At 52.5% G+C, this 22,709-nt stretch carries 23 protein-coding genes and 1 pseudogene; 8 read left to right on the forward strand and 16 right to left on the reverse strand.

The genetic code is table 11. The features are described 5' to 3' along the window. Window positions 1-371 (reverse strand): annotated as a pseudogene (locus B2T33_RS02050) (OmpA family protein); the annotation flags it as partial. 261 nt (window positions 372-632) lie between these two features. Between B2T33_RS02050 and B2T33_RS02055 the strand changes: the two are divergent. Together B2T33_RS02055 and B2T33_RS02060 are read left to right on the forward strand one after the other, a co-directional pair. Next, on the forward strand, window positions 633-2,435 hold the full coding sequence (locus B2T33_RS02055; protein ID WP_063090049.1) for a PHA/PHB synthase family protein: 1,803 nt from the start codon (window positions 633-635) through the stop codon (window positions 2,433-2,435). Window positions 2,436-2,524: 89 nt separating this feature from the next. After that, complete coding sequence (locus B2T33_RS02060; protein WP_197147692.1) at window positions 2,525-3,397, forward strand: NAD(P)-dependent oxidoreductase; 873 nt, start codon at window positions 2,525-2,527, stop codon at window positions 3,395-3,397. Here B2T33_RS02060 and B2T33_RS02065 read toward each other — a convergent pair. The 8 genes from B2T33_RS02065 to B2T33_RS02100 form a co-directional block, all read right to left on the reverse strand. Then, complete coding sequence (locus B2T33_RS02065) at window positions 3,394-4,671, reverse strand: cytochrome-c peroxidase (RefSeq protein ID WP_197145117.1); 1,278 nt, start codon at window positions 4,669-4,671, stop codon at window positions 3,394-3,396. The two genes, B2T33_RS02060 and B2T33_RS02065, sit on opposite strands and share 4 nt — an antisense overlap. Before the next feature lie 227 nt (window positions 4,672-4,898). Next, on the reverse strand, window positions 4,899-5,426 hold the full coding sequence (locus tag B2T33_RS02070; protein ID WP_083952754.1) for a gamma carbonic anhydrase family protein: 528 nt from the start codon (window positions 5,424-5,426) through the stop codon (window positions 4,899-4,901). A 175-nt stretch (window positions 5,427-5,601) separates the two neighbouring features. Continuing rightward, window positions 5,602-6,648, reverse strand: coding sequence for an N-acetyl-gamma-glutamyl-phosphate reductase (gene argC, locus B2T33_RS02075; protein ID WP_197145118.1), 1,047 nt, complete (start codon window positions 6,646-6,648; stop codon window positions 5,602-5,604). Between the two features lie 162 nt (window positions 6,649-6,810). Further along, window positions 6,811-8,157: a hypothetical protein gene (locus B2T33_RS02080; protein WP_197145119.1), complete on the reverse strand. Its 1,347-nt coding sequence runs from the start codon at window positions 8,155-8,157 to the stop codon at window positions 6,811-6,813. An 11-nt stretch (window positions 8,158-8,168) separates the two neighbouring features. Beyond that, a complete protein-coding gene (locus tag B2T33_RS02085) occupies window positions 8,169-9,026 on the reverse strand; it encodes a hypothetical protein (protein ID WP_286791041.1) in 858 nt (285 codons plus the stop codon). A gap of 27 nt (window positions 9,027-9,053) precedes the next feature. Beyond that, on the reverse strand, window positions 9,054-9,767 hold the full coding sequence (locus B2T33_RS02090) for a class I SAM-dependent methyltransferase (RefSeq protein ID WP_197145121.1): 714 nt from the start codon (window positions 9,765-9,767) through the stop codon (window positions 9,054-9,056). A 32-nt stretch (window positions 9,768-9,799) separates the two neighbouring features. After that, on the reverse strand, window positions 9,800-10,435 hold the full coding sequence (locus tag B2T33_RS02095) for an HAD family hydrolase (RefSeq protein WP_197145122.1): 636 nt from the start codon (window positions 10,433-10,435) through the stop codon (window positions 9,800-9,802). Beyond that, window positions 10,432-11,388, reverse strand: a complete 957-nt coding sequence (locus B2T33_RS02100; RefSeq protein ID WP_197145123.1) for an ATP-grasp domain-containing protein — start codon at window positions 11,386-11,388, stop codon at window positions 10,432-10,434. Before B2T33_RS02100 ends, B2T33_RS02095 begins: the two co-directional genes overlap by 4 nt. Window positions 11,389-11,577: 189 nt before the next feature. On the opposite strand from B2T33_RS02100, the gene B2T33_RS02105 reads away from it, so the two are divergent. The 3 genes from B2T33_RS02105 to B2T33_RS02115 all read left to right on the forward strand — a co-directional run bounded on the left by B2T33_RS02105 (window position 11,578) and on the right by B2T33_RS02115 (window position 14,099). Next, window positions 11,578-11,988, forward strand: coding sequence for a sugar 3,4-ketoisomerase (locus B2T33_RS02105; RefSeq protein ID WP_197145124.1), 411 nt, complete (start codon window positions 11,578-11,580; stop codon window positions 11,986-11,988). Window positions 11,989-12,035: 47 nt separating this feature from the next. Next, window positions 12,036-12,923, forward strand: a complete 888-nt coding sequence (locus B2T33_RS02110; RefSeq protein ID WP_197145125.1) for a glycosyltransferase family 2 protein — start codon at window positions 12,036-12,038, stop codon at window positions 12,921-12,923. 72 nt (window positions 12,924-12,995) lie between these two features. Next, complete coding sequence (locus B2T33_RS02115; protein WP_197145126.1) at window positions 12,996-14,099, forward strand: DegT/DnrJ/EryC1/StrS family aminotransferase; 1,104 nt, start codon at window positions 12,996-12,998, stop codon at window positions 14,097-14,099. Between the two features lie 16 nt (window positions 14,100-14,115). On the opposite strand, the gene B2T33_RS02120 is transcribed toward B2T33_RS02115, so the two are convergent. Further along, window positions 14,116-14,988, reverse strand: a complete 873-nt coding sequence (locus tag B2T33_RS02120) for a hypothetical protein (RefSeq protein ID WP_064780744.1) — start codon at window positions 14,986-14,988, stop codon at window positions 14,116-14,118. A gap of 77 nt (window positions 14,989-15,065) precedes the next feature. Next, entirely contained in the window at window positions 15,066-15,962 is an 897-nt protein-coding gene (locus B2T33_RS02125) for a GNAT family N-acetyltransferase (RefSeq protein ID WP_197145127.1), read from the reverse strand. Between the two features lie 381 nt (window positions 15,963-16,343). On the opposite strand from B2T33_RS02125, the gene B2T33_RS02130 reads away from it, so the two are divergent. Beyond that, window positions 16,344-17,507 carry an alpha-hydroxy acid oxidase gene (locus B2T33_RS02130; RefSeq protein ID WP_197145128.1) on the forward strand — a complete coding sequence of 388 codons (1,164 nt, stop codon included), beginning with the start codon at window positions 16,344-16,346 and terminating at the stop codon, window positions 17,505-17,507. Between the two features lie 148 nt (window positions 17,508-17,655). Here the strand turns inward: B2T33_RS02130 and rpsI are convergent, their stop codons facing one another. The 5 genes from rpsI to B2T33_RS02155 form a co-directional block, all read right to left on the reverse strand. Next, window positions 17,656-18,144, reverse strand: a complete 489-nt coding sequence (rpsI, locus tag B2T33_RS02135) for a 30S ribosomal protein S9 (RefSeq protein ID WP_008890947.1) — start codon at window positions 18,142-18,144, stop codon at window positions 17,656-17,658. After that, window positions 18,144-18,611, reverse strand: a complete 468-nt coding sequence (gene rplM / locus B2T33_RS02140) for a 50S ribosomal protein L13 (RefSeq protein ID WP_008890948.1) — start codon at window positions 18,609-18,611, stop codon at window positions 18,144-18,146. Before rplM ends, rpsI begins: the two co-directional genes overlap by 1 nt. Before the next feature lie 155 nt (window positions 18,612-18,766). Then, entirely contained in the window at window positions 18,767-19,207 is a 441-nt protein-coding gene (locus tag B2T33_RS02145; protein ID WP_063090063.1) for a PaaI family thioesterase, read from the reverse strand. A gap of 138 nt (window positions 19,208-19,345) precedes the next feature. Further along, on the reverse strand, window positions 19,346-19,633 hold the full coding sequence (locus B2T33_RS02150; RefSeq protein WP_197145129.1) for a hypothetical protein: 288 nt from the start codon (window positions 19,631-19,633) through the stop codon (window positions 19,346-19,348). A 253-nt stretch (window positions 19,634-19,886) separates the two neighbouring features. Then, the gene (locus B2T33_RS02155; RefSeq protein WP_286791042.1) at window positions 19,887-20,777 is read right to left on the reverse strand and encodes a hypothetical protein; all 891 of its coding nucleotides are present in this window, start codon (window positions 20,775-20,777) and stop codon (window positions 19,887-19,889) included. 274 nt (window positions 20,778-21,051) lie between these two features. Between B2T33_RS02155 and B2T33_RS02160 the strand changes: the two genes are divergently transcribed. Then, the gene (locus B2T33_RS02160; protein WP_120224944.1) at window positions 21,052-21,846 is read left to right on the forward strand and encodes an enoyl-CoA hydratase; all 795 of its coding nucleotides are present in this window, start codon (window positions 21,052-21,054) and stop codon (window positions 21,844-21,846) included. A gap of 96 nt (window positions 21,847-21,942) precedes the next feature. Next, window positions 21,943-22,572, forward strand: coding sequence for a LysE family translocator (locus tag B2T33_RS02165; RefSeq protein ID WP_286791043.1), 630 nt, complete (start codon window positions 21,943-21,945; stop codon window positions 22,570-22,572). Window positions 22,573-22,709 lie beyond the last annotated feature (137 nt).

Here is a 22,709-nt window from a genome sequence, read left to right on the forward strand (position 1 = left end):
CTTTGACGGCGGCCACCCTGCTCATACTGGGCATTCTGGCGGTCTGCGGCGAGGCCGGCAACCAGTGCATCACGTTCTGCATCGCCGGTGACAACCGGTTTAGCGGGCGTGTCGGAGAGGTTCGGGTATTCGCCATCTTCACCCGGAATGGCTTCGTCGGATTTGACGGCGCGCTCTTCATCTTCGCCATCAAACATGTCTCCGACGGATTTGCCCCACTCGACCGGATTGATCGCATCGGGAACCGAAGAACAGGCGCCAAGTGTCAGCACCACAGCCAGGGCCGAGCCCGTCTGCAGCAATACCCGCAGCTTCCCCCTTGCAGTCTCCTGCCAAGCCCCCTGCCCGGTGGTCGATTTCAGAACGCCCATTTCTTTTCGCTGCTCCAAATTCAGTTGGACGACGTCTGCATTAAATCAATCCGCAAAAACGTCACCTTATAATTCTTGTACTACCCCTAAACGACGCGCTAGGCTAAGGCCATGATAAGCTTGGGATCAAGCAAAGTTTCAACCCGGAACGTCAATCGGATACCCGGAACATAGAACGTCAAAAGTCTTGCGATATTGCAAAGACGCAAAAATGTTCTGAAGTTACCTTGTATCCGCGGCGGTATCATAAGGGAATGCCCCATGAGCGATCAACAGGCCATCGAAACTGAAAACAAACATCCGGATCCCGAAAAGCTCTCTGCCGCTATGGCAGAGATTGCTGAGAAAAGTCAACGACTTGTGTCTGAATTCCTGGCAAAGCAGGCAGAAGATCCGGAAATATCCGACCCGGACCCACTTAATATCGGCTCTGCCTTTGCCGAATTGACCACGCACATGATGCAAAACCCGGTCAAGCTGGTCGAAGCCCAGATGGAGCTTTGGCAGCAATATTATACCCTGTGGCACAATACCACCCTGCGTATGATGGGCGAAGAAGCCGAACCGGTTGTCTCCCCGCAAAAGGGGGATCGTCGATTCCGTGACGAGGCATGGGAAAACAATGAACTGTTTGATTTCATCAAGCAGTCATACTTGCTGTCATCCCAATGGATGCAAAACGTTGTCCACGACGTGGACGGGCTTGACGATAAAACCGCACAGAAAGTCGAATTTTACACCCGCCAATTCGTCGATGCGATATCGCCGACCAACTTCCTGATGACCAACCCGGAAGTCATACGGACCACAATCGAATCTGGTGGTGAAAACCTGCTTAAGGGGTTGCAAAACCTTTTGGAAGACCTTGAACGCGGCAAGGGCAAACTGCAAATCCGCATGACCGATCTTGATGCCTTCAAGGTTGGCGAAAACGTCGCCACCACCGAAGGATCAGTTGTCGGCAAAACGCCGTTGATGGAACTTCTGCAATACAAGCCAAGCACCGACAAGGTTGCAAAACGCCCACTTGTGATCGTCCCGCCATGGATAAACAAATACTACATTCTTGATTTGCGCCCGGAAAACTCCTTCATCAAATGGGCGGTTGATCAGGGCCACACGGTGTTTGTCCTGTCCTGGGTTAACCCGGACAGCGAACTTGCCGAAAAATCGTTTGAAGACTACGCCAAGGAAGGCGTTCTTGCCGCCCTTGACATGATCGAACAGGCCACCGGCGAGAAAGAAGTCAACGCGATCGGCTATTGCCTTGGCGGCACGCTTCTGGCTTCGACCCTGGCCTATATGGCGAAAACCGGGGATGACCGGGTCAAATCTGCGACCTTCCTGACGACGCTGACCGATTTTGAAAAGTCGGGCGAACTTTCGGTCTTTGTGGATGACGAACAGATCAAAAGCCTTGAACACAAGATGTCCAAAGAGGGCTATCTTGACGGGCGCGATATGTCGATGTCGTTTAACATGCTGCGCGCCAATGATCTGATCTGGTCGTTTGTTGTATCCAACTACATGCTGGGCAAGGATCCGTTCCCGTTTGATCTTCTGTATTGGAACTCCGATTCCACCCGCATGCCCAAGGCAATGCACAGCTTCTATTTGCGCAATATGTATAACAAGAACCTGTTGCGTGAACCGGGCGGCATCAAGATCTTTGGCGAACCGATTGATCTGCGTGACATCAAAATTCCGGTCTATTTCCTGTCAACCCGCGAAGACCATATCGCACCGTGGCAGGCAACCTATGCCGGGACGCAATTAATGTCAGGCCAGGTGAAATTCGTGCTGTCGGCATCGGGGCATATTGCCGGTGTGGTCAACCCGCCTGCGGCCAAGAAATATTGCTATTGGACGTATAATCGCAATCCGGCCAACCCGGAAGACTGGATGGCCAAGGCCGCCCAGCATGAAGGATCCTGGTGGACCGATTGGCAAAACTGGGTCGGCCGTCGTGCCGGTGGCAAGGTCGATGCCCGCAAACCGGGCGATGGCAAGCTTAAGGTCATTGGCCCGGCACCGGGTGAATATGTCAAAGTGAGCTTGTCCTGATCTGATCGCAGACCACCCTGACACATTTTCACGGTCTGCCATCACGGCAGACCGTTTTCTTTTATCCGAATAGATCCAAGGGAATAATGATGGCCCACACAATCGGCTTTCTTGGCGCTGGCCGCATGGCATCGGCGATGATCAAACGCCTGCTTTCAAAGGGATATGACGTCAAGGTCTGGAACAGAAACAAAGCCAAACTTGAACCGCTTGTTACCCTTGGCGCGGTCGCCTGCGACACACCGGCAATGGCCGCCAAAGATGTCGATACCGTAATTTCATTTATGTCTGATGACGCGGCAGCACGATCTGTTTGGCTGGGCGATGATGGTGCGCTTTCCGCCATGCGAAAAGACAGCATTGCGATTGAATGCTCCACCCTGTCACACGGCTTTGTGCTTGAACTTTCAAAAACAATCGAGGCTGCTGGTGTTCAGTATGTTGACAGCCCGGTAACGGGCATTCCCGCCGATGTTGAAGCCGGCAACACCATCTTTTTGATCGGAGCTGCGTCTGAAACCCTTGATCGCGTTACCCCGATCCTCAATGACACCGGCAAAAAGACCATTCATTTCGGTCCAATCGGATCGGGCACGGTTTACAAGCTGATGCACAACTTGCTCGGCGCTGTTCATATCGCCGCCGCTGCCGAACTGGTTGCGGTCGCGCAAAAGGCGGGGCTCGATGGTCAAACCGTTGCCGATACCTTTGCCATCGGCGCAAACGCCAGTGGGTCCGGCCTTATGACCGTTCCCGGCATGGTCAGCGGCAATCATCACGAAAACATCCATTTCACCAATGCCTTGCGCGCCAAGGATGCATCCTATGCCCTTGCCTTGGTCAAGGACCTCGGCATGTCCACACCCGTTGGCCAAAGTGCCTATAACGTCTTTGAAAAGGCAACAAAGTCCGGCCTTGGCGATCTGGCGCAAAGTGCGGTGATTGAAACGCTGAAAGCCTAGTTTGCTTTGGCCGCCTGTTGCTGTTCCAAAAGCGGTTCATAGCGCGCGTCGGTCAATGTCTTGAGGAAGGCGACAATGGCATCGATGCGCTTTTCATCAAGGGCATCGCCCTGCTCAAGCTCTTTAAGCGAAATGGTTTCGGCCACTTCCGGCTCCCCCCACGGCTTGCCGGTTTCCGGGTTGGTCTGATTGATCTCGGCCTTGCTGTTATATTTGTTATAGAAGCGAACCACCGTCTCAAGATCGGCAAAGACCCCGTTATGCATATAGGGCCCCGTCACCGCCACATTGCGCAGTGACGGGGTTTTGTATTTGCCACGATAGGCCCGGTCGTCGATTGCTGCGTTATCGAGCAACCCGTTATCGGTAAAACCGATATCCTTGCGGACAGCATCGCGCGTTGCGACATTGCGCGGCACGCCGATATTGTGGAATTCGTAATTGGTGAAAGTTTCGCCCTCTGAAGTCGGGCTGGTTTTCAGCATGTGGCAGGTATTGCAATTGGTAAATTGCTGCGAAAAGAACAGGACACGACCCAATTCTTCCTCAGGCGTCATTTTGTATTCGCCGCGCAGGAACCGGTCATATTTGCTGTCGAACGGTGCGAACTCATCACCCTCTTCAAAGGCGGCAATTGCCTTGGTCATTGCGCCATATGCTTGATCCGCATCCGACCAGACATTATTGCCAAACAACGCCTTGAAGCCTGCAACATAATCGTCGTCTTCGCGCAGACGCGCAACCACACTGGCCTTGTCCGGCATCCCCATCTCAATCGGGTTCAGCGGCGGACCACCGGCCTGCTCAGCCAGATCCATTGCCCGTCCATCCCAGAACTGGCCACCGACCGCGACACCATCTTCGCGCACATGAAATGGCGGGGAGAATTTGGCATAGCTTGCGGTCGGCGCATTACGATCGCCAAGGCTTTCGCCATCATCGCCCAATGAAAACGCCCCGCTTGCGACATCGACCCGCGGATCACGGAACCCCGTCGATGGATCGTGGCAGGTGGCGCAGGACATGGTGCGATTGGCTGAAAGGTTGGTATCGAAATAAAGTGCCTCGCCCAGGTCCGCTAAGCCTTCAAAGGGTGACTGCGCCTCTGTGGCCGTCGCAACTTCCGACACACTCGCCGTTTTGCGATGTCCCGTATCGGCAAGCCGATGCAGCATCGCCGACGCATCTTCCGCCAAGGCAGGACTACCCGCATAGCAGCCCATAAGGGCGAAAACAGAGGTTAGATGCAGTGACGAACGAAGATTGTGGGGCATCGAAAACACTTTGATTTGGTCGATTGTTGGATGAGGTTGACGCAGTCGCTCAATCGCGAACGCTTTTCATTTACACCCACACAATTGCTCCTTGCCTTGATCAAAGTCAATGGCTGGCTGCCTTTGGCTTCCCTCACATCCGTTTATTCAAGCGCGCAGCGACCAAAACCGGCATCACAGGACATCAGTCCAGATGATCGCTGCCTCGCATGCATTGCTGGTGGATATTATGCCAGATCCTCGGGGATTGATTTGACATATTCCTGCGCCAGATCCGCATAGCGATCAGCCGACACCTTGAAGAACTCGATTTCTTCCTGCGTCAGATCCCGCACCTTACGTGCTGGTACCCCGGCCCAAAGCTCGCCTGCCGGAATGCGTTTTCCCGGTGCCAAAAGCGCATTGGCACCCAGCATCCCGCCCTGCTCAATCACGCAACCATCCATCACGGTCGCGCCCATGCCGACAAAGCTTCGATCTTCAAGCGTGCAGGCATGAATGATTGCTGAATGGCCGATCGTGACGTCATCGCCAATATAGGTGCCGAACTTGCCCTTGGCGACGTGGACCATGGTCAGGTCCTGAATATTGGTGCGCGATCCAATACGGATTTCATGCACATCGCCACGAATAACACAGCCAAACCAGATGCCGGTCTCCGCCCCGATTTCAACATCACCAATGATCGTCGCATTGGGGGCAATGAAGGCGGTTTCATCAATGGTGGGCTTCACCCCGCGATAGGACAAACGCATGCTGTGGGACCTTTCACAAACTGGCATTCAATTAATTGCCGTCACTTTAAAGTTGATCCGGCCAGCATGAAAGCCCGCTTTGGCAAAATTCGACCATTGCCCGATAAGCTTCGCCGATAAAGAAAAAAGGCGGAACCAGATGGCTCCGCCTTTAATTTGTTGTTCGCCGGTTCGCTTACGGGAACAGCGGCTCGATCTCAAGGCCCATGGTTTCGGGCAGGCCCAGCATGACGTTCATGTTCTGAACCGCCTGACCGGATGCGCCTTTGACAAGGTTGTCTTCGACTGCAACGATGATCACGCGGCCCGGCACACGATCCTTGACGACCCCCATCAGGACATAGTTAGACCCACGCACATGGCGGGTCTGCGGTGTGACACCAAATGGCAGAACGCGCACAAACGGCTCGTCGGCAAACCGCTTTTCAAGGGCGGCCTGAATGTCCTCAGCCGTGGTGCCGTTGGTCATTTTGACATAGATGCTTTCAAGAATACCGCGGCTCATCGGCATAAGGTGCGGTGAAAAGTTCACCACAACATCACTGCCGCACGCCCAGGCAAGGCCCTGTTCGATCTCTGGCGCATGGCGGTGCCCACCGGTGCCATAGGCATGAATGCCTTCGGTCACTTCGGCATACAGCGTCATTTCCTTGGGCGCGCGACCAGCCCCGGTCACACCGGACTTGGCATCAATGATGATGTCGTCAGCATGCACCAGCTTGCCTTCCAGAAGCGGCGTCAGTGCAAGCTGCACCGGGGTCGGATAGCAGCCCGGATTGGCAACGACACGTGCCTTTTTGATCTTTTCACGGTGTAGTTCGGTCAGACCATAGACGACTTCCTTCTGCAGATCCTGGGCTGCATGTTCCGCGCCATACCATTCCTTGTAGGTCGCCGGATCAAACAGACGGAAGTCTGCCGAAAGATCGACAACCTTTACATGTTCAGGCAGACCGGCAATGACTTCCTGTGTCGTGCCATGTGGCAACGCACAGAAAATCAGATCGACGGTCGACCAGTCAGCCTCGGCAATCGAGATCATGGTTGGCAGTTTGATATGGGCAAGATGGGGGAAAACCTCCCCGAACGGACGTCCGGCGCGTCGGTCTGCGGTCAACAGTGTAATTTCCGAAGCTTCGTGATGCGCAAGAATGCGAACCAGTTCCGCCCCGGTATAGCCACTGGCACCGAGAATTCCGACTTTGACCTTAACGTCGCTCATTTCTATTCCTACTCCATATTTAGCACCTGCTCGAAAACAGGCATTGATAACGCCCGGATGTTGGCAAACAAGCCCCGCAGATGCAAGCAATTAGGCGGGAAATCCCCCTTACGATTTGCAATATTCCCATGCGCTTTGCTCATGGTTGCAAATCATTGCGCCCTATTTCTTACGCTCACGGCGTACGGTATCGGGACAGGCTCGCGCATCCTCGGGCAAAACGGTATAGAATTTCTCGATCTTCTCGTAGCCCGTGGGGCTTGCAACGGGATAGCTTGCAACATAGCGCGCGTCAGACAGCCCGAAGTCACTGGCCTTTAGCCCGGATCGTTGCAACCACATACGCCGATGGGCATCCGACACCACCACATCCGGGTCATCCACCAGAAAAATCGCATCGCGCGCCAGCCGGTCATTGTATTTGTGATGCGTCGGCAGCCAGGCGGCCAGTTGTTTACGCAGCTCACCCGGGCTTGGCACATTTCGCGTGCGTGTGACGAATTTTGTCATGCGCTCAACAAGATCGCTGATATCGCCGGGCGGGACGGAGCCATGGGTTGCACGGTCGATAAAAAAGGCCAGGTCAATCTCGGTCGGATCGCGATTGATCACCGGTTTCAGGGCGTTATATAATTTGAAAAATCGCGCTATCTTGCCGCCATCGGCATTGGCCGCGTCATATACCCGGTGATAGGCCGCCTGCACCTCATACCGCGCGCCATAGGCGGCAAAGCGTTTTTCGAAGGCAGTACGCTTCCGTTCATCAACCCAGATCGCACAGAGTATATCAAACGCTGCATCATTGTTGCCAAGTGCCAGGCGATGCATATCCTCGGTAAACGGTCCAAAGACGTTTTGCAGCAATCCGGGATTGGCGCGCTCGGCGGCAAACAAAATTTGCTGAATTTCCGCCCCTGCCCCGGCGGTTGCGCCGCGCGGCCCCCATGTCAGATAGGCGCGCGGGTCATTGGTATGGCAATAGGGATCGCCTTCAAGGAAGGTCTTGCCGCTGCGGGGATTTCTCGACTGGCAGAAATTGAACTGGATGACGTCATAGTCCGTGCCCTCCAGCGCAAAAGTCAGGTGATTAGCCCGTGTGATGGCATCAGGTGGCGGCAACTGGCCTGGCATTAATAACTGCCAGAGCCCGATCGTGATCGCCCCATAACTTTCGGCCCCGACCGCGGCCCGAACAGCCGCATTCAAGCACGGCTGCAGATCAATGATCGCCTGCCGTGTTTTCGCCCCGACAACCCCATCCGGCGCGCCATAGCTGCTGGCCGGTTTGCCCGCACATTTCGCCGCCTGCGCAAAAAGCCGTTCCTGAAACACCGCCACCGCGCCATATCGCCCCAAGGTCAGCGCCCGGTTTTCAAACCGGTATAGAACCTGTGACAGGTTCTCAGCTGTTGCCGGAAGCACTGCCCCAAAGGCAATGATGCAGACAAGCGCGAACATGGCACCGGCACGGCACGCTGCAACTTTGATACGCGTGTGTGCTCGGAGCATGTTGATCAGCCTTAGTGCGTGAATTCCAAAAGGGGTTTGGTGAACTCAACCTGCGGATATTTGATGAGGCTGTTTAACGCGCGGCGCTGCAATGCCTTACGTTTGGTCGTGTCGGCAACCAAGTCACATACCGCATCGACCAAACCGGCATAGGGCACATCAATGACCCCTTTGCGGAATCGATCCTCGATCACGGTTTCCGGGTTTACTTCCGCGACAACCGCCTTGGCGTTGGTCAAAAGATACGAAACGCGCACAATCTCGAAGATCTGGCTTTCGTAGAAATGGTGATTCAGAATGACTTTTGACCGCGCGATCCACTGATCACGTTCCTTGCCATAAACGCCCATCAGGACCTTCAGGTTGAGCCCCTTGGCTTCAATCTGGCTTAGGATGTCGCGCCGGCGTTCATTGATCGATCCATAAAACAGAACGTCAATGTCCTGTTCGACGCTAATATCGATCCGCTGGAGCTCTTTCTGGAAGCCAATCGGCAAGTAGCGGACCTTTTCAGCCCCCAGCGCCTTGATGACCTCGATATTGGCCGGGCTGTAATCCCAGATTTCAAGGCCGGACTCAAACCAGCCCGTCAGTTGCTCCCGCCATTTCTCTCCAACACCCGTAAGCTGCTCGGTATTAAGGATAATCGTTCCCTCTCGCACGGCGCGCAGAGCCGAAACATCAAGCAAATGCGCCCCGACAATAATATTGACCGCTCCTTGCATAAACTGATTGGTCTGGATCTGCGCCGGATGCCCCGCCTCGCGGATCGAATACATCAAAAGCTCGGCCAACTCCGCAAACGCCAGCGAATGAATATAACCCGGAGGCTGGACGATGCAGATGTTGTAGCGGGAATTATTGGTCATTCTTGAGTTACCCTTATCGGGGAGTATTTATTTATGCGAGGCGACGACATAAATTTCGCCAGCGATATCGGGGTATCGCTCCCCGAGCTTCATAAAAGCCTCCAGCATCTCGGCAGTCCAATTTGCTTCAATCTGGCTGTTGGAAACAGGCTTCAACCAATACCCACCGAAATAATCAATGTTATATCCGGACTGATAGAATGCCTGGCGGAAGCTTTCGGGATTAAATACTCGACGATGACCGTGGTGCCTATCGAGGTCGTTTAACTCATCCTCAGCCTGCAAGAGCCCCATAATAACCCCAGCCTGCCTATGCAATGAGCGGGCATTTGGTACGGCTGCAAACAAAATACCATTCGGAGCAAGGAACTTCTTCGCGACTTCAAGAATCTGAACCGGATTGTCAACGTGTTCAAGAACATGCCCGAGAACTATGTTGTCAAACTTGCGGTCGGTCTCGAAGTCTTCAAAAAGGCACGTAATGACCTCTATGGACGGATATTTTTCTTTCAAACGCTGGCTGAAAAATTCCGACCCGTCGACACAAACGACTTCTTGCCCGAGATCAACAAGATGGCCTGTCATCAAACCCTCTGCGGGTCCCATTTCAAGAATGCTACCCGGCAAAACAAATCTGCGAAACACCTCAAACTCGTAGTGTATGGTCGCAGCGTTTGCACCTTTGTCATAAAGCGAGTTATTCGCTATGTGCTCAAGCCTGCTTTTTTCCTCGGCATCCATAGTGGATCTCCTTAAATGCGCTCAAATCTGTTTCATTTATCCAAGACGGCGCCAAAGATGGCGTCCCTGACCTCAAGCAGTGAACTGTGCGGACGATCCACTCCCAAACCAGCGAGAAAGGTTGGTGAGCGCTGTCCTGTAGAAATGGCATAGAACGGTGTCCCAGTCCTATTGGCAGCGGCAAAATCGGTTTCACTATCACCAACAAAGCCGGCGAACGAGTGCCGGGACAGTACGTTTGATTTTTCATCGACAGCACAAAACGGGGATACACACTCAACACCTTTGAAATAACCCCTGATCCCAAGACGCGAAAGTTGCTGCAAAAGCAGCCGTCTATTTTGCCGCGCTGTCAGCAAAATCAATGTTTTCCCCGTTTTCCGAAAACTATCAAGTACTGTCACCGTATCGCCAAAAAGTGTATCGAGGCTTAACCAATAGGGTGTCTCTATCTCCTGAATCCAAGCACTGGTAATCTCTTTTGCCTTATCTTCATTCAAACCCATCTCCAACAACGCTGCCAATGTTGAGATGCCTTCGCGCTTCTTTTGCCAAACTGCGTCTTCCACGAGATGCACATCAATGCGTTTTGCAACAGCTCGCAAGAGTGTCATCTGGCGTTGTCGAGCGGTTATAAGGGTACCGTCTAGATCAAAAGCGTAAATCATTGACGATGAGCCATTACGAACTCGGTATATTGCCTGGTCACGATAAACTCTTCATCCACTGCAAGCTGGCGAACAAACTTGCTGTAATTCTGTCCAGTGCGACATGCAAATGCTGCAGCTAAAACATCGAACCCGGCACTACATGTGATCGCGGTCCCAGCCCCGGATCGAACATTCAAATCGGTAATCGCCCACCCGTTCCTGGCCCTCATCGCCTGAAAGCAAATCGTGCCGCGTTGCTGCAAGCCCTTGCCAATTCTTCGCGCAATATCGGCAAGCTCAGGATCGAAAAAAACCCGCGCCTTAGTACACACGCCCGATTTGATTTCAATCCTTTCGCGGCAATAAGCAAACGATACATCCATTTGCGCATCGTAAAAACTGTCAACCGTGACCTCAGGACCTTCACATACTTCCTGAATAATCAGGCTTTCGAGTTCCGATTTTGAGAGATCACTTAACTCTTCGACAGATACTTTACGGGCCCCCTTGCTGCCAAAACCACTGCGAGGTTTGACAAAACACTCTGCCTGCGGTGAAAGTCCAACCGGATCAATGATCTTAGGCGTTGGTACACCGATGCTTTTCAGAAACTGATCGGCAAGTTCTTTGTCTATGCATCGCGCATATAGTTCGGAACTCCAAACATCAAGACCACCAAAATTCGGATCACCGATAATATTTTGCGCAACAAGATGCTCTTCGTTCAAGATTGGAACGTAAACATCAATACCTTCTGAAAGTACGATAGTACGTATCTTGTTCTCGTAGGCAGGATTGTCTGCGAACGGAACCTGTACAAATATATCAGAGAGCAGCGAGGCGGTTACCAACTCCGGCGGATTTATATCCACAGAAACGATACGGACCTCATCGCCCCAAACAGCACGAAGTCTGCTTGCAATGGCAAACGATGTACCGGTCCCGGCCGCACCGAGAAGAATTGCCGTCATGACGTTATCTCCGTCAACCTTCTCCAATCATGTCGATGTCCAGAGCTATACTGAACCTTAAAATTATTCGTTAAGTTTTTGTCTGCGCTATGAAAAGATGTACAAGCATCAGAGATTTTTCTGAAATTAACACGAAAGCAAAGTTCTGGTGGTTAACTTTGGAAGATCGAAACATGGGATTTTGATCATATGAGCATTCATCTGTGCAAGATTGTCGAGCTACCCAAAATCTCAAACAGTCAGGGGAACCTGACCTTTATTGAGGCAAACAATCATATTCCGTTCGACATACAGCGCGTCTATTACCTTTATGACGTTCCTGGTGGTTCTGTAAGAGGTGGCCATGCACACAAGAACTTGCACCAACTGATTGTGGCCATGTCGGGAAGCTTTGATATCGTGCTTGATGATGGCAAAGAAAAAAAACGCTTCCATCTCAACCGCTCTTACAATGGATTGTACATATGCCCCATGATTTGGCGAGAGCTTGACAATTTCTCATCCGGATCGGTCTGCATGGTATTGGCTTCAAACTTTTATGACGAAGAAGATTACCTCAGGGACTATCATACCTTTCTAAATGCAGCCGCGGACAGATAGTTCAGATTAATAAAAAGACATTCGAAAAAGGGAGACAGTGGCAAAAGATGTCTCAAACCCCATTGGTTTCAATTGTAATACCCAGCTACAAGCCTGAGTTTTTTGAACAAACTCTAAGGACGGCGATCGGGCAAACTTATAGTAACATCGAGATTATTGTGTCTGACAACTGCCCGACGGAAAATATTGCGCAGACATGCGCGCTCTTCAATGGAGTTCATTACTACCGAAATGAATTGAAAGGCGGGCAGAACATTTTGGACGCGATATTTTCCGCAAAAGGAGACTACATCAAACCACTTTTCGATGATGACTTACTTCATCCATTCTGCGTTGAGCGAATGGTTGAAGCATTTCAGTCGAGCTCAAATACTAGTATGGTGTTTTCTGCATCAGCCACAATCAATAACCAAAACAAACGTGGGAAAGAGAGACGCCCGGCAAATCAAGCATTCTTGATTGACGGCAGGGAACTTCAAAGGCAGATGATTCTTAGCTTCCAGAACTTCGTCGGGGAGTTTTCAACAATCATGCTCAGAGGAGAAACTCTCAAACAGTATGACAGGACCAGCTCACTGACCTATAGTGACACTATTTACGCAAAAGGTTTAAGTGACGTTGTCTTTTACTGGAATACTACCCTCGGGCATCAGGCGCATTATATTGATGAAGAGTTGAGCTATTTCCGTTTCGATCCGCAGCACAATTCAAACTCCAACCCAGATAGCAACCCCGATTTCGTGTTTGCAATCACAGACTGGATTGACCTGCTAATCGCCTCACACAAGAACGGCGTTATCACTGATAGAGAACTGGCCACTCAAGGTGCAAAGCAAGCAAGGGCGCTTAGTGGTTATTGGTCAAGGAAATTCCCTGACGTTGCAGAATTCGGCACAAAGTTCGAGAATTATCTGAAGAGCATAGCAAATAAGTAGCCGGTTCTGAGTCTCACTCGATGTTAAAATGCCAACTGTATCCGTGAACCATGATGAGCAGGAAAAGCGCCGATGAAAGTTGATTTTCTCGATCCGGGTCATACGTACCGCGCGATCAAGACGGACATAGACGCCGCTTATCAACAGGTTATGGAATCCGGCTTTTACATCCTAGGCGACGCTGTTGAAAGTCTTGAAGATACATATGCAAACTACTGCAATGTCAAACATTGCGTCGGGGTAGCAAGTGGTCTTGATGCACTGGTGCTTTCCCTGCGTGCACTTGATGTTGGCCCCGGCGACGAAGTTATCGTTCCGTCTCATACTTTTATTGCGACCTGGCTTGCCGTTTCGCAGGTTGGTGCAAATCTCGTTCCCGTCGAACCGCGCGCGAACAGTTTCAATATCGATCCCGAACAGATAGAAGCTGCAATCACACCAAAAACACGTGCAATCATTCCGGTTCACCTTTATGGGCAACCCGCTGACCTTGACCCGATCCTTAAGATATCGGAGAAACATGACATCCCAGTGATTGAAGATGCCGCGCAAGCGCATGGGGCCTCTTATAAAGGCCGCAAAATCGGTGGACACGGAACCATCGCAACATGGAGCTTTTACCCGGCCAAAAACCTCGGTGCGTTTGGGGATGGCGGCGCAATCACCACAAACGACGCAGAACTCGCAGAAAAGATAAGAATTCTGCGAAATTATGGCTCCCGGAAGAAGTACTTTAACGAGGTGAAAGGCTTTAATAGCCGCCTAGACCCGCTGCAGGCAGCAATGCTTGAAGTCAAGCTTCGACACCTTGATCAATGGAACAATTTGCGCAAAGAGCAAGCCACAGTTTACTTAGAGGAATTGCAAGACAGCAACGTCATTCTGCCTGCAATCCCGGAATGGGCGGATGCGGTATGGCACCTTTTTGTCATACGTCAGCCTGAACGTGACAAGCTGCAAAGCTATCTTGCCCAGCATAACATTGGTACCGGCATTCACTATCCGGTGCCCTCCCACAGGCAGCAAGCATACGCTGACAGTCTCCCGGCAAACGGCAACTATCCACTTGCAGACCAATTTGCCAAAGACGTGCTTAGCCTGCCAATCGGGCCGCATCTCGGTACTGACCAGTGTCGCTACGTAGCAAAGGCAATTAGAGACTTTTCTGCGAGATAGCCCCGGATCCGCCCATTCACATTTCTATTTTCGGATCGTCGAGATGGAAAAACTCTGTCAATTTCGGCCAATCTGAAACAATCGGATGTCGTACTTGCATCCATTCCTTGAGCAAAAGGCTGTTATTTAGCGACACTCGCTTGAGGTGGTATAACTTGTCCACAATTTCGGCCTTGTCCCCGAATTTGTTGCCCAACCAATTCTCCGTGGGATGCAAATAATGAACGTTATACATTCGTGTATTCAGGAATAGCTGAACCAATCGCTCAATCATAAATGGTCGATGATCAAATTTGCGGTTCCGATGGTAACCAGCACTTGCAAAATAGACCTTCTTGAACTCTTCGTCGGTCTTCGCCAGACGGTCAGCGATATCCAAATACAAGTCAAGGAAGCGCACCAAATCACACCAAAATGCGCGATTAGCGATGATGTACGAAGACATACAGAAGGTGTCTACAGGCAACAGCGATTTGGTTATTTGCCCAAGCTCAAGCTTCGGAAAAACAACCTTGAAACCACCATGCCCGCATGCAATCGCTTGCTCCAAGCCGTTGGCAAACAAAGCGTTATTGGCAATCGCAGGATTAAGGATGATGGCGTCGACTTCCTTACGTCGGGCTTTCGCGATCTCTGCCATAAGATGATCATAAGGAACTCCTGACTTCCTTAGAAACTTCCAGGAAAACACGCCCACAAGATCGTCTTCGGTTTCAAACGGATTTTCTTTAAGAAGCTTTCGGAAAAGATCCAACTCCAACAGATCGCTCTTGGCGTTGAAGCTGACATCCCAAGGCTCGAAAACCTTATCGTCCAACTCGTCCAAGAAGGGCTTCTGACTCTCATCGTACCAGGATACGCGGATTTTCAGGTTACCGTTGGAGCTCATCTTTACCTCAAACCTCTTGAAATTTAGCCCACCATAATCACAAAAGGCTTAACTTACACTTACAGCAAGAAGCCATCTCACAGTGTACAATCCTCCATATGAACGACAGACGGTTTACTTAATATCGCCAACCGATACCGCCCGACCTTCTTAAACCCAAGCGCTTCATAGGCTTTCGCCGCCGCTTCGCTGTCGGTTGACAGAATAGCACGTTTAACGCCCCGCGCCCGCACTGCCAGAAGCGTTTTGGCAACCAGGATACGAGCATAACCGTTGGAGCGTTCCTCGGGCGGAGTCCAGACGGGGCCGACTTGAACCATATCAGGCAAGGTTGCGTTAAAGCCGGATAGCGACACCGCCTTGCCGTCGACAATCAGGCCCCACATCGTCCGGGCATCCAGTGCATGGACAAGGCGTGAAGCGATTTTGCTATCAAGGCTTGGTGTGTCTTCCGCGCCAAGTGCCTCGATCTCATAGGCGCGCAACCAGCGCAGCAATGTATTGCGGTCAATCTTTTCCGCATCAACCATCTGAAAATCATCGGCGCGGGCGTTTTGCGGCACGATCAGGTTGGCAAGATCAAGCTCGTAAAGCACATCCGATGCATTGATCGCATAGGGCGCGTCCTCAAGCCCCAGTTGGCAGAGCATATCCTGCGCCGTATCAGCATCACCAAACACACCTGCAACCGGTTTCAGCGGGTCTGCAACAAACGCCGCCGTCAGTTCCTTTGGGATAGCCTTCTGACCGCCGGCCTCGACAAAGACATTGCCATTGCCAAATTGCGCGACAATCGCGCTGATGCTGCCATCCGGGGTCACTTCCCCAAACCAGTTGCCAGAAAGCGGGTGACGACGTCGTTCGATACCGGCAGTTCGCAGGTTCCCGCGCAGCACCATGCAGGTCGCTGCATGATTGGCAAGAAATGCGTTTGCGGCATCAAAATCGGCATCGTGCAGCTTTCTGTACTGCATATCGGGGGTCCCTTTCTTTGGGCTTCAGGTAAGTGCCAAACTTTCAAATTGGCATAAAAAAAGACCGCTCCATTAGCGGCCCTTCACATATCGCAAGGTTATCCAACAGAGGTTCAAACAGTTATGTTTTGAAAACTCGTCGCATCGTTCCAACCATTGGATCACACCTTAAATTCAAAAAATTATCGCGTCAGAGATTTGTTAATATCACAACCTTCCGAATTTTCGATCCCTCTTTTTAAAATTCTTTGGTGCCAACAACATCGGTCTGAATCCGGCATCCGAAAACAGCAACTCAAAAGCTGATTTTCAATTCGGTTTGCGACAACCTCGGAAAGTGGTATTACCAATACAAGGCACATTTTATTCGGAGTTGACCTCATGCCAGTGATTACCTGCGTCGAAGACCTGAAACGCATCTATAAACGGCGCACACCGCGCATGTTTTACGATTACGCAGAATCCGGAAGCTGGACCGAGCAGACATTCCGTGAAAACACTACCGATTTTCAGGAAATTCACCTGCGTCAGCGGGTCGCAATCGACATGGCCGGTCGTTCCACCAAAAGCCAGATGATCGGTCAGGATGTTTCCATGCCCGTCGCCCTTGCCCCGGTCGGACTGACTGGCATGCAAAGTGCGGATGGCGAGATCAAGGCTGCGCGTGCGGCAGAGAAATTCGGCGTCCCCTACACGCTATCGACCATGTCGATCTGCTCGATCGAGGATGTCGCCGAAAACACATCCAAGCCGTTCTGGCTACAGGTTTACACACTGAAAGACGACGACTTCATGAAGCGCCTGTTTGACCGCGCCAAAGCCGCCAAATGTTCGGCCGCGGTCATCACAGTCGATCTTCAGATGCTGGGACAGCGCCACAAGGATCTGAAAAACGGCCTGTCCGCCCCGCCGAAGCTGACTTTCAAATCGGTTACAAACATGATGACCAAGGTGCAATGGGGCCTTGGCATGCTCGGCACCAAGCGGCGGTTCTTTGGCAACATTGTCGGCCATGCCAAGGGTGTTGCCGACGCGTCATCGCTGAGCACCTGGACCGCCGAAGCATTCGATGTATCCCTTGATTGGGATCGCATTCGCGAATTCCGCAAGATGTGGGATGGGCCGCTGATCATCAAGGGGATCATTGATCCGCGCGATGCGTTGGAGGCGCTGAATGTCGGCGCAGACGCCATCATCGTTTCCAACCACGGCGGACGCCAGCTTGATGGCGCCCTGTCCTCAATCCGGGCCCTGCCGGCGATCATGGATGCCGTTGGTGACAAGATCGAAGTCCACCTTGATAGCGGGATCCGCTCTGGCCAGGACGTGCTGAAAGCCTTGGCACTTGGCGCAAAGGGCACCTATATCGGGCGCGCTTATGTTTATGGTCTGGGTGCGATGGGCGAAGCCGGTGTGACCAAGACGCTTGAGCTCATCCAAAAGGAGCTTGAAGTGTCCATGGCGCTGTGTGGGCATACGGATGTGACCAAAGTGGATCGTGACATCCTGATGATCCCGCGCGATTTCTCGGACCGCTGGCAATAAGCAACAGGTACGCCTTGATACGAAAGAGAAAGCGGCGCTCTCCTATGTGAGAACGCCGCTTTCTTATTGGCTTTCGCAAAAAGAAAAAGCGCCACCCGAGGGTGACGCTTTTCCAAACAGTATCGCGAGCCTGTTGCCCGAAAACGACTTAACGTTTCGAGAACTGGAAGCTACGACGAGCTTTGGCGCGACCGTATTTTTTACGTTCAACAGCACGCGAGTCACGGGTGAGGAACCCACCAGCTTTGAGTGACGGACGCAGTGCCGGCTCGAACATGGTCAGTGCACGGGAAATACCGTGACGAACGGCACCGGCCTGACCGGAAAGACCGCCACCGGAAACGGTGCAAACAACGTCGAACTGATCTTTGCGATTGGTTACGCCGAACGGCTGGTTGATCACCATGCGCAGAACCGGACGTGCGAAGTAGTCTTCGAACTCACGGCCATTGACGGTGACTTTACCCGAGCCCGGTTTGATCCAGACGCGTGCAATTGCGTTCTTACGACGGCCGGTTGCATAGGAACGGCCCTGTGCGTCGATCTTCGGCTCCGGCAGGGTGCCTTCTGCAGCAGCAGCAACTTCGCCGCCCTGTGCCAGATCCTTGAGATCTTCAAGAGTTTTGGTGTCGGCCATTATTTGCCACTCCGCTTATTCTTTTCGTTCATAGCCGCTACGTCGAGGACTTCCGGCTTCTGAGCTTCATGCGGATGCTCGGTACCAGCATAGACGTGCAGTTTGGAAAGAACCTGGCTGCGCAGCGGGCCACGGCTCATCATACGCTCAACAGCTTTGATGATGACGCGTTCCGGATGCTCACCGTTCAGGAGCTTGTCCATGGTGCGTTCTTTGATGCCGCCCGGGTAACCGGTGTGCCAGTAGAACTTCTTGTTCTGAAGCTTACGGCCAGTCAGTTTGACTTTTTCGGCATTGACGATGACGATGTGATCGCCACAATCCATGTGCGGGGTAAACATCGCTTTGTGTTTACCACGAAGACGGTTGGCAACAACGGCTGCAAGGCGGCCAAGGACGACGTCTTCTGCGTCGACCACGAACCATTTGCGCTCGATGTCGCTCGGTGTCGCAGTGAAGGTTTTCATTATTTCTATACTCGAAAACTGGGTTCCACGGAGGGAATGTTCCCTCGTTGAAAGTCGGCGCATTATGCCAGCATCCAACAGGAAAACAACAGGAATATTTCACATTAAATCAATGACTTAATGGTTGAGGTATTATTTTACCACACAAATTTAGCCTATTTTTCGGCCGGCGGCATCGCATAAGTCCCGATCACATGCGCACAAAGGCTGTCATCAACGGCAGATCGAATATGGCATTCGGCAATCAAAAGCCGCCTGCCCGCCTTCAGGATTTTGGCCTCTGCAATCAGATCTCCGGGCTTTGCCCCGGACAGGAAATGAACCGTCGCCTCGGTCGTTACCGCCAGATCCGCCTTGGGGACCACAAGCCACGCCACGGCATACAGTGCAATATCGGCCAGCGCAAAGATCGCAGGCCCGGTCACCACATTGCCCGGACGCAGATAGCGTTCCTTGAATGGCAGACGCAGGATTGCGGTATCGTCTGAAAGGCTTTCGGTCCTGACATCCATATCGCCGACAAACGGGACCTTCTCGCGCATGATGGCATCAAAGTCGGCTGGCGTTACACCGGTCCGGGTCACGGAACTGTTCATGGCTTGGATGGCCTCCCTCTGGAGCTGCTTTGACGCAGCATTTTTGTTTCAGGGAGATAGCCTGACATAACGTTTACGTTAACGTCAACAATTTGCGCATACACAGACCGCTTTTAGGGGACATCAGATCCCCAACCACTAGCGGGTCAAAATCCCGGCCACGTCGGTATAGATCGCCACCACAACACACAAGATCACGATTGCCACAATCGCCGTTGCGCCGAGCCCGGGCAAATTTTCACGCATCCACTCACCGGGCGACATACCCGGCCCTTGATCGGATTTTTGCCTGAACCGGGTGTGAACAGGCCCACGCGAAAGATCACGCAGCGGTTTGTCGACTTCGTCGTTGGATGCCCAGTGAAAACGGTTCTCAGGCAAGTAAACAGGCTGACGGTCTTCCTGACCGGTTTCGTCATACATCATGGCGACTTCACAGCATCAGTTGCTGCCTCCTGCAACAGGGTGAACTGTTATCTCGCCCTGATCCCGGCATCTTTTCCATCATGCCATGATCACGGCGGCCCCCGCCTCGGATGATTTCGCTCTATCTTCCCCGTACCTTGTTCTTATCGTTGCGCAACGCGCAAGGCCTAGACAGCCCTGACGTCAAACCACCGAATTCCTCACTAATATATGGAGATTAAGGCAATCGTTCGGCAATAGTTTTTTATCTGTGTTATCTGCCGAGAATTGCCGAAAATTCGTTGACCGTCAGAACCAGAACATAGCCCACAGCCACCGCTGCAATCATGTAGGCTGCCAACCGCGCGATCATCTTGTTAAAGCCCAAGGGTTCACCTGGCTGTTTAGGCCCCTTCGATGATTGCCCTTTTGCAGATCCCGACGACTTTCCCTGCTTTTGCAAAATCGCCTGACGTTTGGCATCAAGGTCTTCATGCAGGGCCCAGTTGTCTTCGCTATCTGGCAGATTGATGCGGGACTTTCGAACCTCGGTCTCTTTCAGGTCGTCTACCCGGCCTGCAATGTCATTGCCGACATCGCCGCCCTGGCTGTCCTTTTCCCGAGTCCGATCAAGCAATGTCTTACCGCCATTCAGGCTGTCGACATAGTCGTCATAGGCGCTACGTTCCTTGTCGATGGCAGCCCTTTGGGCAGCTTCATGGGCTGCAAGATCCTGCGGTCGCACCAATTGTCCGCCCCCTGCGCCGGCCGCGTCTGATGCGTCAGATTTCAGCTGGCTATCGTCTGGCAGGAACATCGAAACAAGCCCGCTTGCCTTGTCCGGGACATAGACATGGCGATTAGGTTTGACCTTTGCCGCGGCAACCGCAGCCGGATTTTTCACATCAGCGCGCTTTTCACTCTTAACCGGCATGGTTGGCTTTGGCCCGATCATGGCTGGAGGACGCAGATCTTCCTCGATGACAGGATCGGGGGCATCACCGGCGTCTTCGTCTTCAGGATTGATCTTGGGTTTGGGCATCAGAAAGGCTGGAATATCAAAGCCGTTCTGTAAAAGACGTGCACGGGCCTCTGCGCGATATCTTTCAAGATCGCGTTCCATCATGTCCTTGCTGTCAAACCGCTTGATGGGCGTTTCACGCACGGGTTTCGTCAGCCGCACAGACTCACGGACTGTCCGGGTCGGAACAAAGCGCCCCGGTGCCCGCCCCCGCCGATTTGGGAAATCTTTACTCATGCACAACCACTTGCCGAATTAATTTTTATTGATCAGGCAAAGACAGAATAACATTCGGCACATCCCCAGGGTTTTATTATTGGCACAGGCCGCTAACCCTTTGCGTGTAATTCTACTACGGTATACCGTGTTTTAAAAATCAAAAAACGTCAAACACATACAGCCATCCGGGAGGCCCGCCATGACCGTTTCCACAACCGAGCCAGAGCTTGTCACACGCACAGACAATGACGGCTTTGTCACCCTGACGATGAACAACCCCAAACGCCGCAATGCCCTGTCGGGGGCGATGATGACGGCCCTTAAGGACGCCTTTGACAAGATCGCCAAGGAGACCACCGTCAGATGTGTCATTCTGGCAGCCGAGGGGCCTGTCTTTTGTGCCGGGCACGACCTTAAGGAAATGAATGGCATCACTGAGTGTGATCAGCATGCCAGCCTGTTTACACAATGCAGCGACCTGATGATGACGATTGTCAGTCTGCCGCAACCCGTCATCGCGCGTGTGCGCGGCATGGCAACAGCAGCCGGTTGCCAGCTTGTCGCCAGTTGCGATCTGGCTGTCGCCGCCAACAGCGCCAAGTTCGCCACCCCGGGGGTCAATATCGGCTTGTTCTGCTCTACCCCGATGGTCGCACTTAGCCGCAACATTGCCCGCAAGCATGCCATGCGGATGCTTCTGACCGGCGATCCGATCAATGCCGAAACCGCCTTTGCCATGGGACTGGTGTCAGACGTGGTCGGTGATGATGAACTTGAAGAACACACCAATGCCTTGGCCGCCGGGATTGCCGCCCGGTCGGGCATGACGGTTCGGCTTGGCAAACAGGCATTTTACAAACAGCTCGAAATGCCGCTGTCGCAGGCCTATTCCTATGCATCCGACGTCATGACGGCGAATATGCAAAAACATGATGCCCGCGAAGGGATCGGCGCCTTTATCGAAAAGCGCCATCCGAGCTGGCGCCACGAGTAGACTGCCCTATATCCGGCAGATTACCTTATGATGGTATTTGCAAACCCTTCGGAATGACGCATTCTGTCAACAGATACCTTTTTCGGAGTACGCCCCATGTCGTTTGAAATCTGGCTTGCCTTTGCTTTTGCCTGTGCTGTGGTTCTGGCCATCCCCGGCCCGACCATCATGCTTGTCGTGAGCTATGCCTTGGGCAAGGGTAAACAAACTGCATGGGCAACGGTTCCGGGGGTTGCACTGGGCGATCTCACCGCAATGACGATCTCGCTGGCCGGGGCTGGTGCGTTACTCGCGGCCTCCGCCGAGGCGTTTACCGTGCTCAAACTCGTTGGGGCGGTCTATCTGATCTATCTTGGTATCAAGATGTGGCGTGAAAAGCCCGAAGCCCTGCATGACAACCCGGATGCCAAACGCAACCGTCCGTCGCGCATGTTCCTGCAGGCCTATATCGTTACCGCCCTGAACCCCAAAGGCATCGTTTTCTTCATCGCCTTTGTGCCGCAGTTCGTGACTGCTGGCGATCCGCTTTTGCCACAGTTTACGATTATGACCGCGACCTTTGTCATATTGGCCGCCATCAACGTTGCGATCTGGGCGGTAATGGCAAGTGCGCTGCGTGAACGGTTCCGCCACCCATCCGCCCTGCGTCGCCTGACACGCATCGGAGGCGGGGTGATGATTGGTGCTGGATTGCTGACCGCCCTCACCCGCCGCGCAGCGGGCTAAGCAGCCCACCCCGCCCAAAAGACCGTCGCCTCCTCCAATCGTCAAAAATTTGCTTCAGGCGATTGGTTGGAGGTTTTCCTATATTTACCGCAATATTATAACCTTTAGATATATAAATACCCGTATTATTTGGTATT

The sequence above is a fragment of the Thalassospira sp. UBA4513 genome (assembly GCF_002388495.1).
GTDB lineage: Bacteria > Pseudomonadota > Alphaproteobacteria > Rhodospirillales > Thalassospiraceae > Thalassospira > Thalassospira tepidiphila.

What these genes read in the sequence shown, in the direction of transcription:
- B2T33_RS02055 (WP_063090049.1), top strand. Translation starts at nt 633, where the DNA reads ATGAGCGATCAACAGGCCATCGAAACTGAAAACAAACATCCGGATCCC.
- B2T33_RS02060 (WP_197147692.1), top strand. Translation starts at nt 2,525, where the DNA reads ATGGCCCACACAATCGGCTTTCTTGGCGCTGGCCGCATGGCATCGGCG.
- B2T33_RS02065 (WP_197145117.1), bottom strand. Translation starts at nt 4,671, where the DNA reads ATGCCCCACAATCTTCGTTCGTCACTGCATCTAACCTCTGTTTTCGCC.
- B2T33_RS02070 (WP_083952754.1), bottom strand. Translation starts at nt 5,426, where the DNA reads ATGCGTTTGTCCTATCGCGGGGTGAAGCCCACCATTGATGAAACCGCC.
- argC (WP_197145118.1), bottom strand. Translation starts at nt 6,648, where the DNA reads ATGAGCGACGTTAAGGTCAAAGTCGGAATTCTCGGTGCCAGTGGCTAT.
- B2T33_RS02080 (WP_197145119.1), bottom strand. Translation starts at nt 8,157, where the DNA reads ATGCTCCGAGCACACACGCGTATCAAAGTTGCAGCGTGCCGTGCCGGT.
- B2T33_RS02085 (WP_286791041.1), bottom strand. Translation starts at nt 9,026, where the DNA reads ATGACCAATAATTCCCGCTACAACATCTGCATCGTCCAGCCTCCGGGT.
- B2T33_RS02090 (WP_197145121.1), bottom strand. Translation starts at nt 9,767, where the DNA reads ATGGATGCCGAGGAAAAAAGCAGGCTTGAGCACATAGCGAATAACTCG.
- B2T33_RS02095 (WP_197145122.1), bottom strand. Translation starts at nt 10,435, where the DNA reads ATGATTTACGCTTTTGATCTAGACGGTACCCTTATAACCGCTCGACAA.
- B2T33_RS02100 (WP_197145123.1), bottom strand. Translation starts at nt 11,388, where the DNA reads ATGACGGCAATTCTTCTCGGTGCGGCCGGGACCGGTACATCGTTTGCC.
- B2T33_RS02105 (WP_197145124.1), top strand. Translation starts at nt 11,578, where the DNA reads ATGAGCATTCATCTGTGCAAGATTGTCGAGCTACCCAAAATCTCAAAC.
- B2T33_RS02110 (WP_197145125.1), top strand. Translation starts at nt 12,036, where the DNA reads ATGTCTCAAACCCCATTGGTTTCAATTGTAATACCCAGCTACAAGCCT.
- B2T33_RS02115 (WP_197145126.1), top strand. Translation starts at nt 12,996, where the DNA reads ATGAAAGTTGATTTTCTCGATCCGGGTCATACGTACCGCGCGATCAAG.
- B2T33_RS02120 (WP_064780744.1), bottom strand. Translation starts at nt 14,988, where the DNA reads ATGAGCTCCAACGGTAACCTGAAAATCCGCGTATCCTGGTACGATGAG.
- B2T33_RS02125 (WP_197145127.1), bottom strand. Translation starts at nt 15,962, where the DNA reads ATGCAGTACAGAAAGCTGCACGATGCCGATTTTGATGCCGCAAACGCA.
- B2T33_RS02130 (WP_197145128.1), top strand. Translation starts at nt 16,344, where the DNA reads ATGCCAGTGATTACCTGCGTCGAAGACCTGAAACGCATCTATAAACGG.
- rpsI (WP_008890947.1), bottom strand. Translation starts at nt 18,144, where the DNA reads ATGGCCGACACCAAAACTCTTGAAGATCTCAAGGATCTGGCACAGGGC.
- rplM (WP_008890948.1), bottom strand. Translation starts at nt 18,611, where the DNA reads ATGAAAACCTTCACTGCGACACCGAGCGACATCGAGCGCAAATGGTTC.
- B2T33_RS02145 (WP_063090063.1), bottom strand. Translation starts at nt 19,207, where the DNA reads ATGAACAGTTCCGTGACCCGGACCGGTGTAACGCCAGCCGACTTTGAT.
- B2T33_RS02150 (WP_197145129.1), bottom strand. Translation starts at nt 19,633, where the DNA reads ATGATGTATGACGAAACCGGTCAGGAAGACCGTCAGCCTGTTTACTTG.
- B2T33_RS02160 (WP_120224944.1), top strand. Translation starts at nt 21,052, where the DNA reads ATGACCGTTTCCACAACCGAGCCAGAGCTTGTCACACGCACAGACAAT.
- B2T33_RS02165 (WP_286791043.1), top strand. Translation starts at nt 21,943, where the DNA reads ATGTCGTTTGAAATCTGGCTTGCCTTTGCTTTTGCCTGTGCTGTGGTT.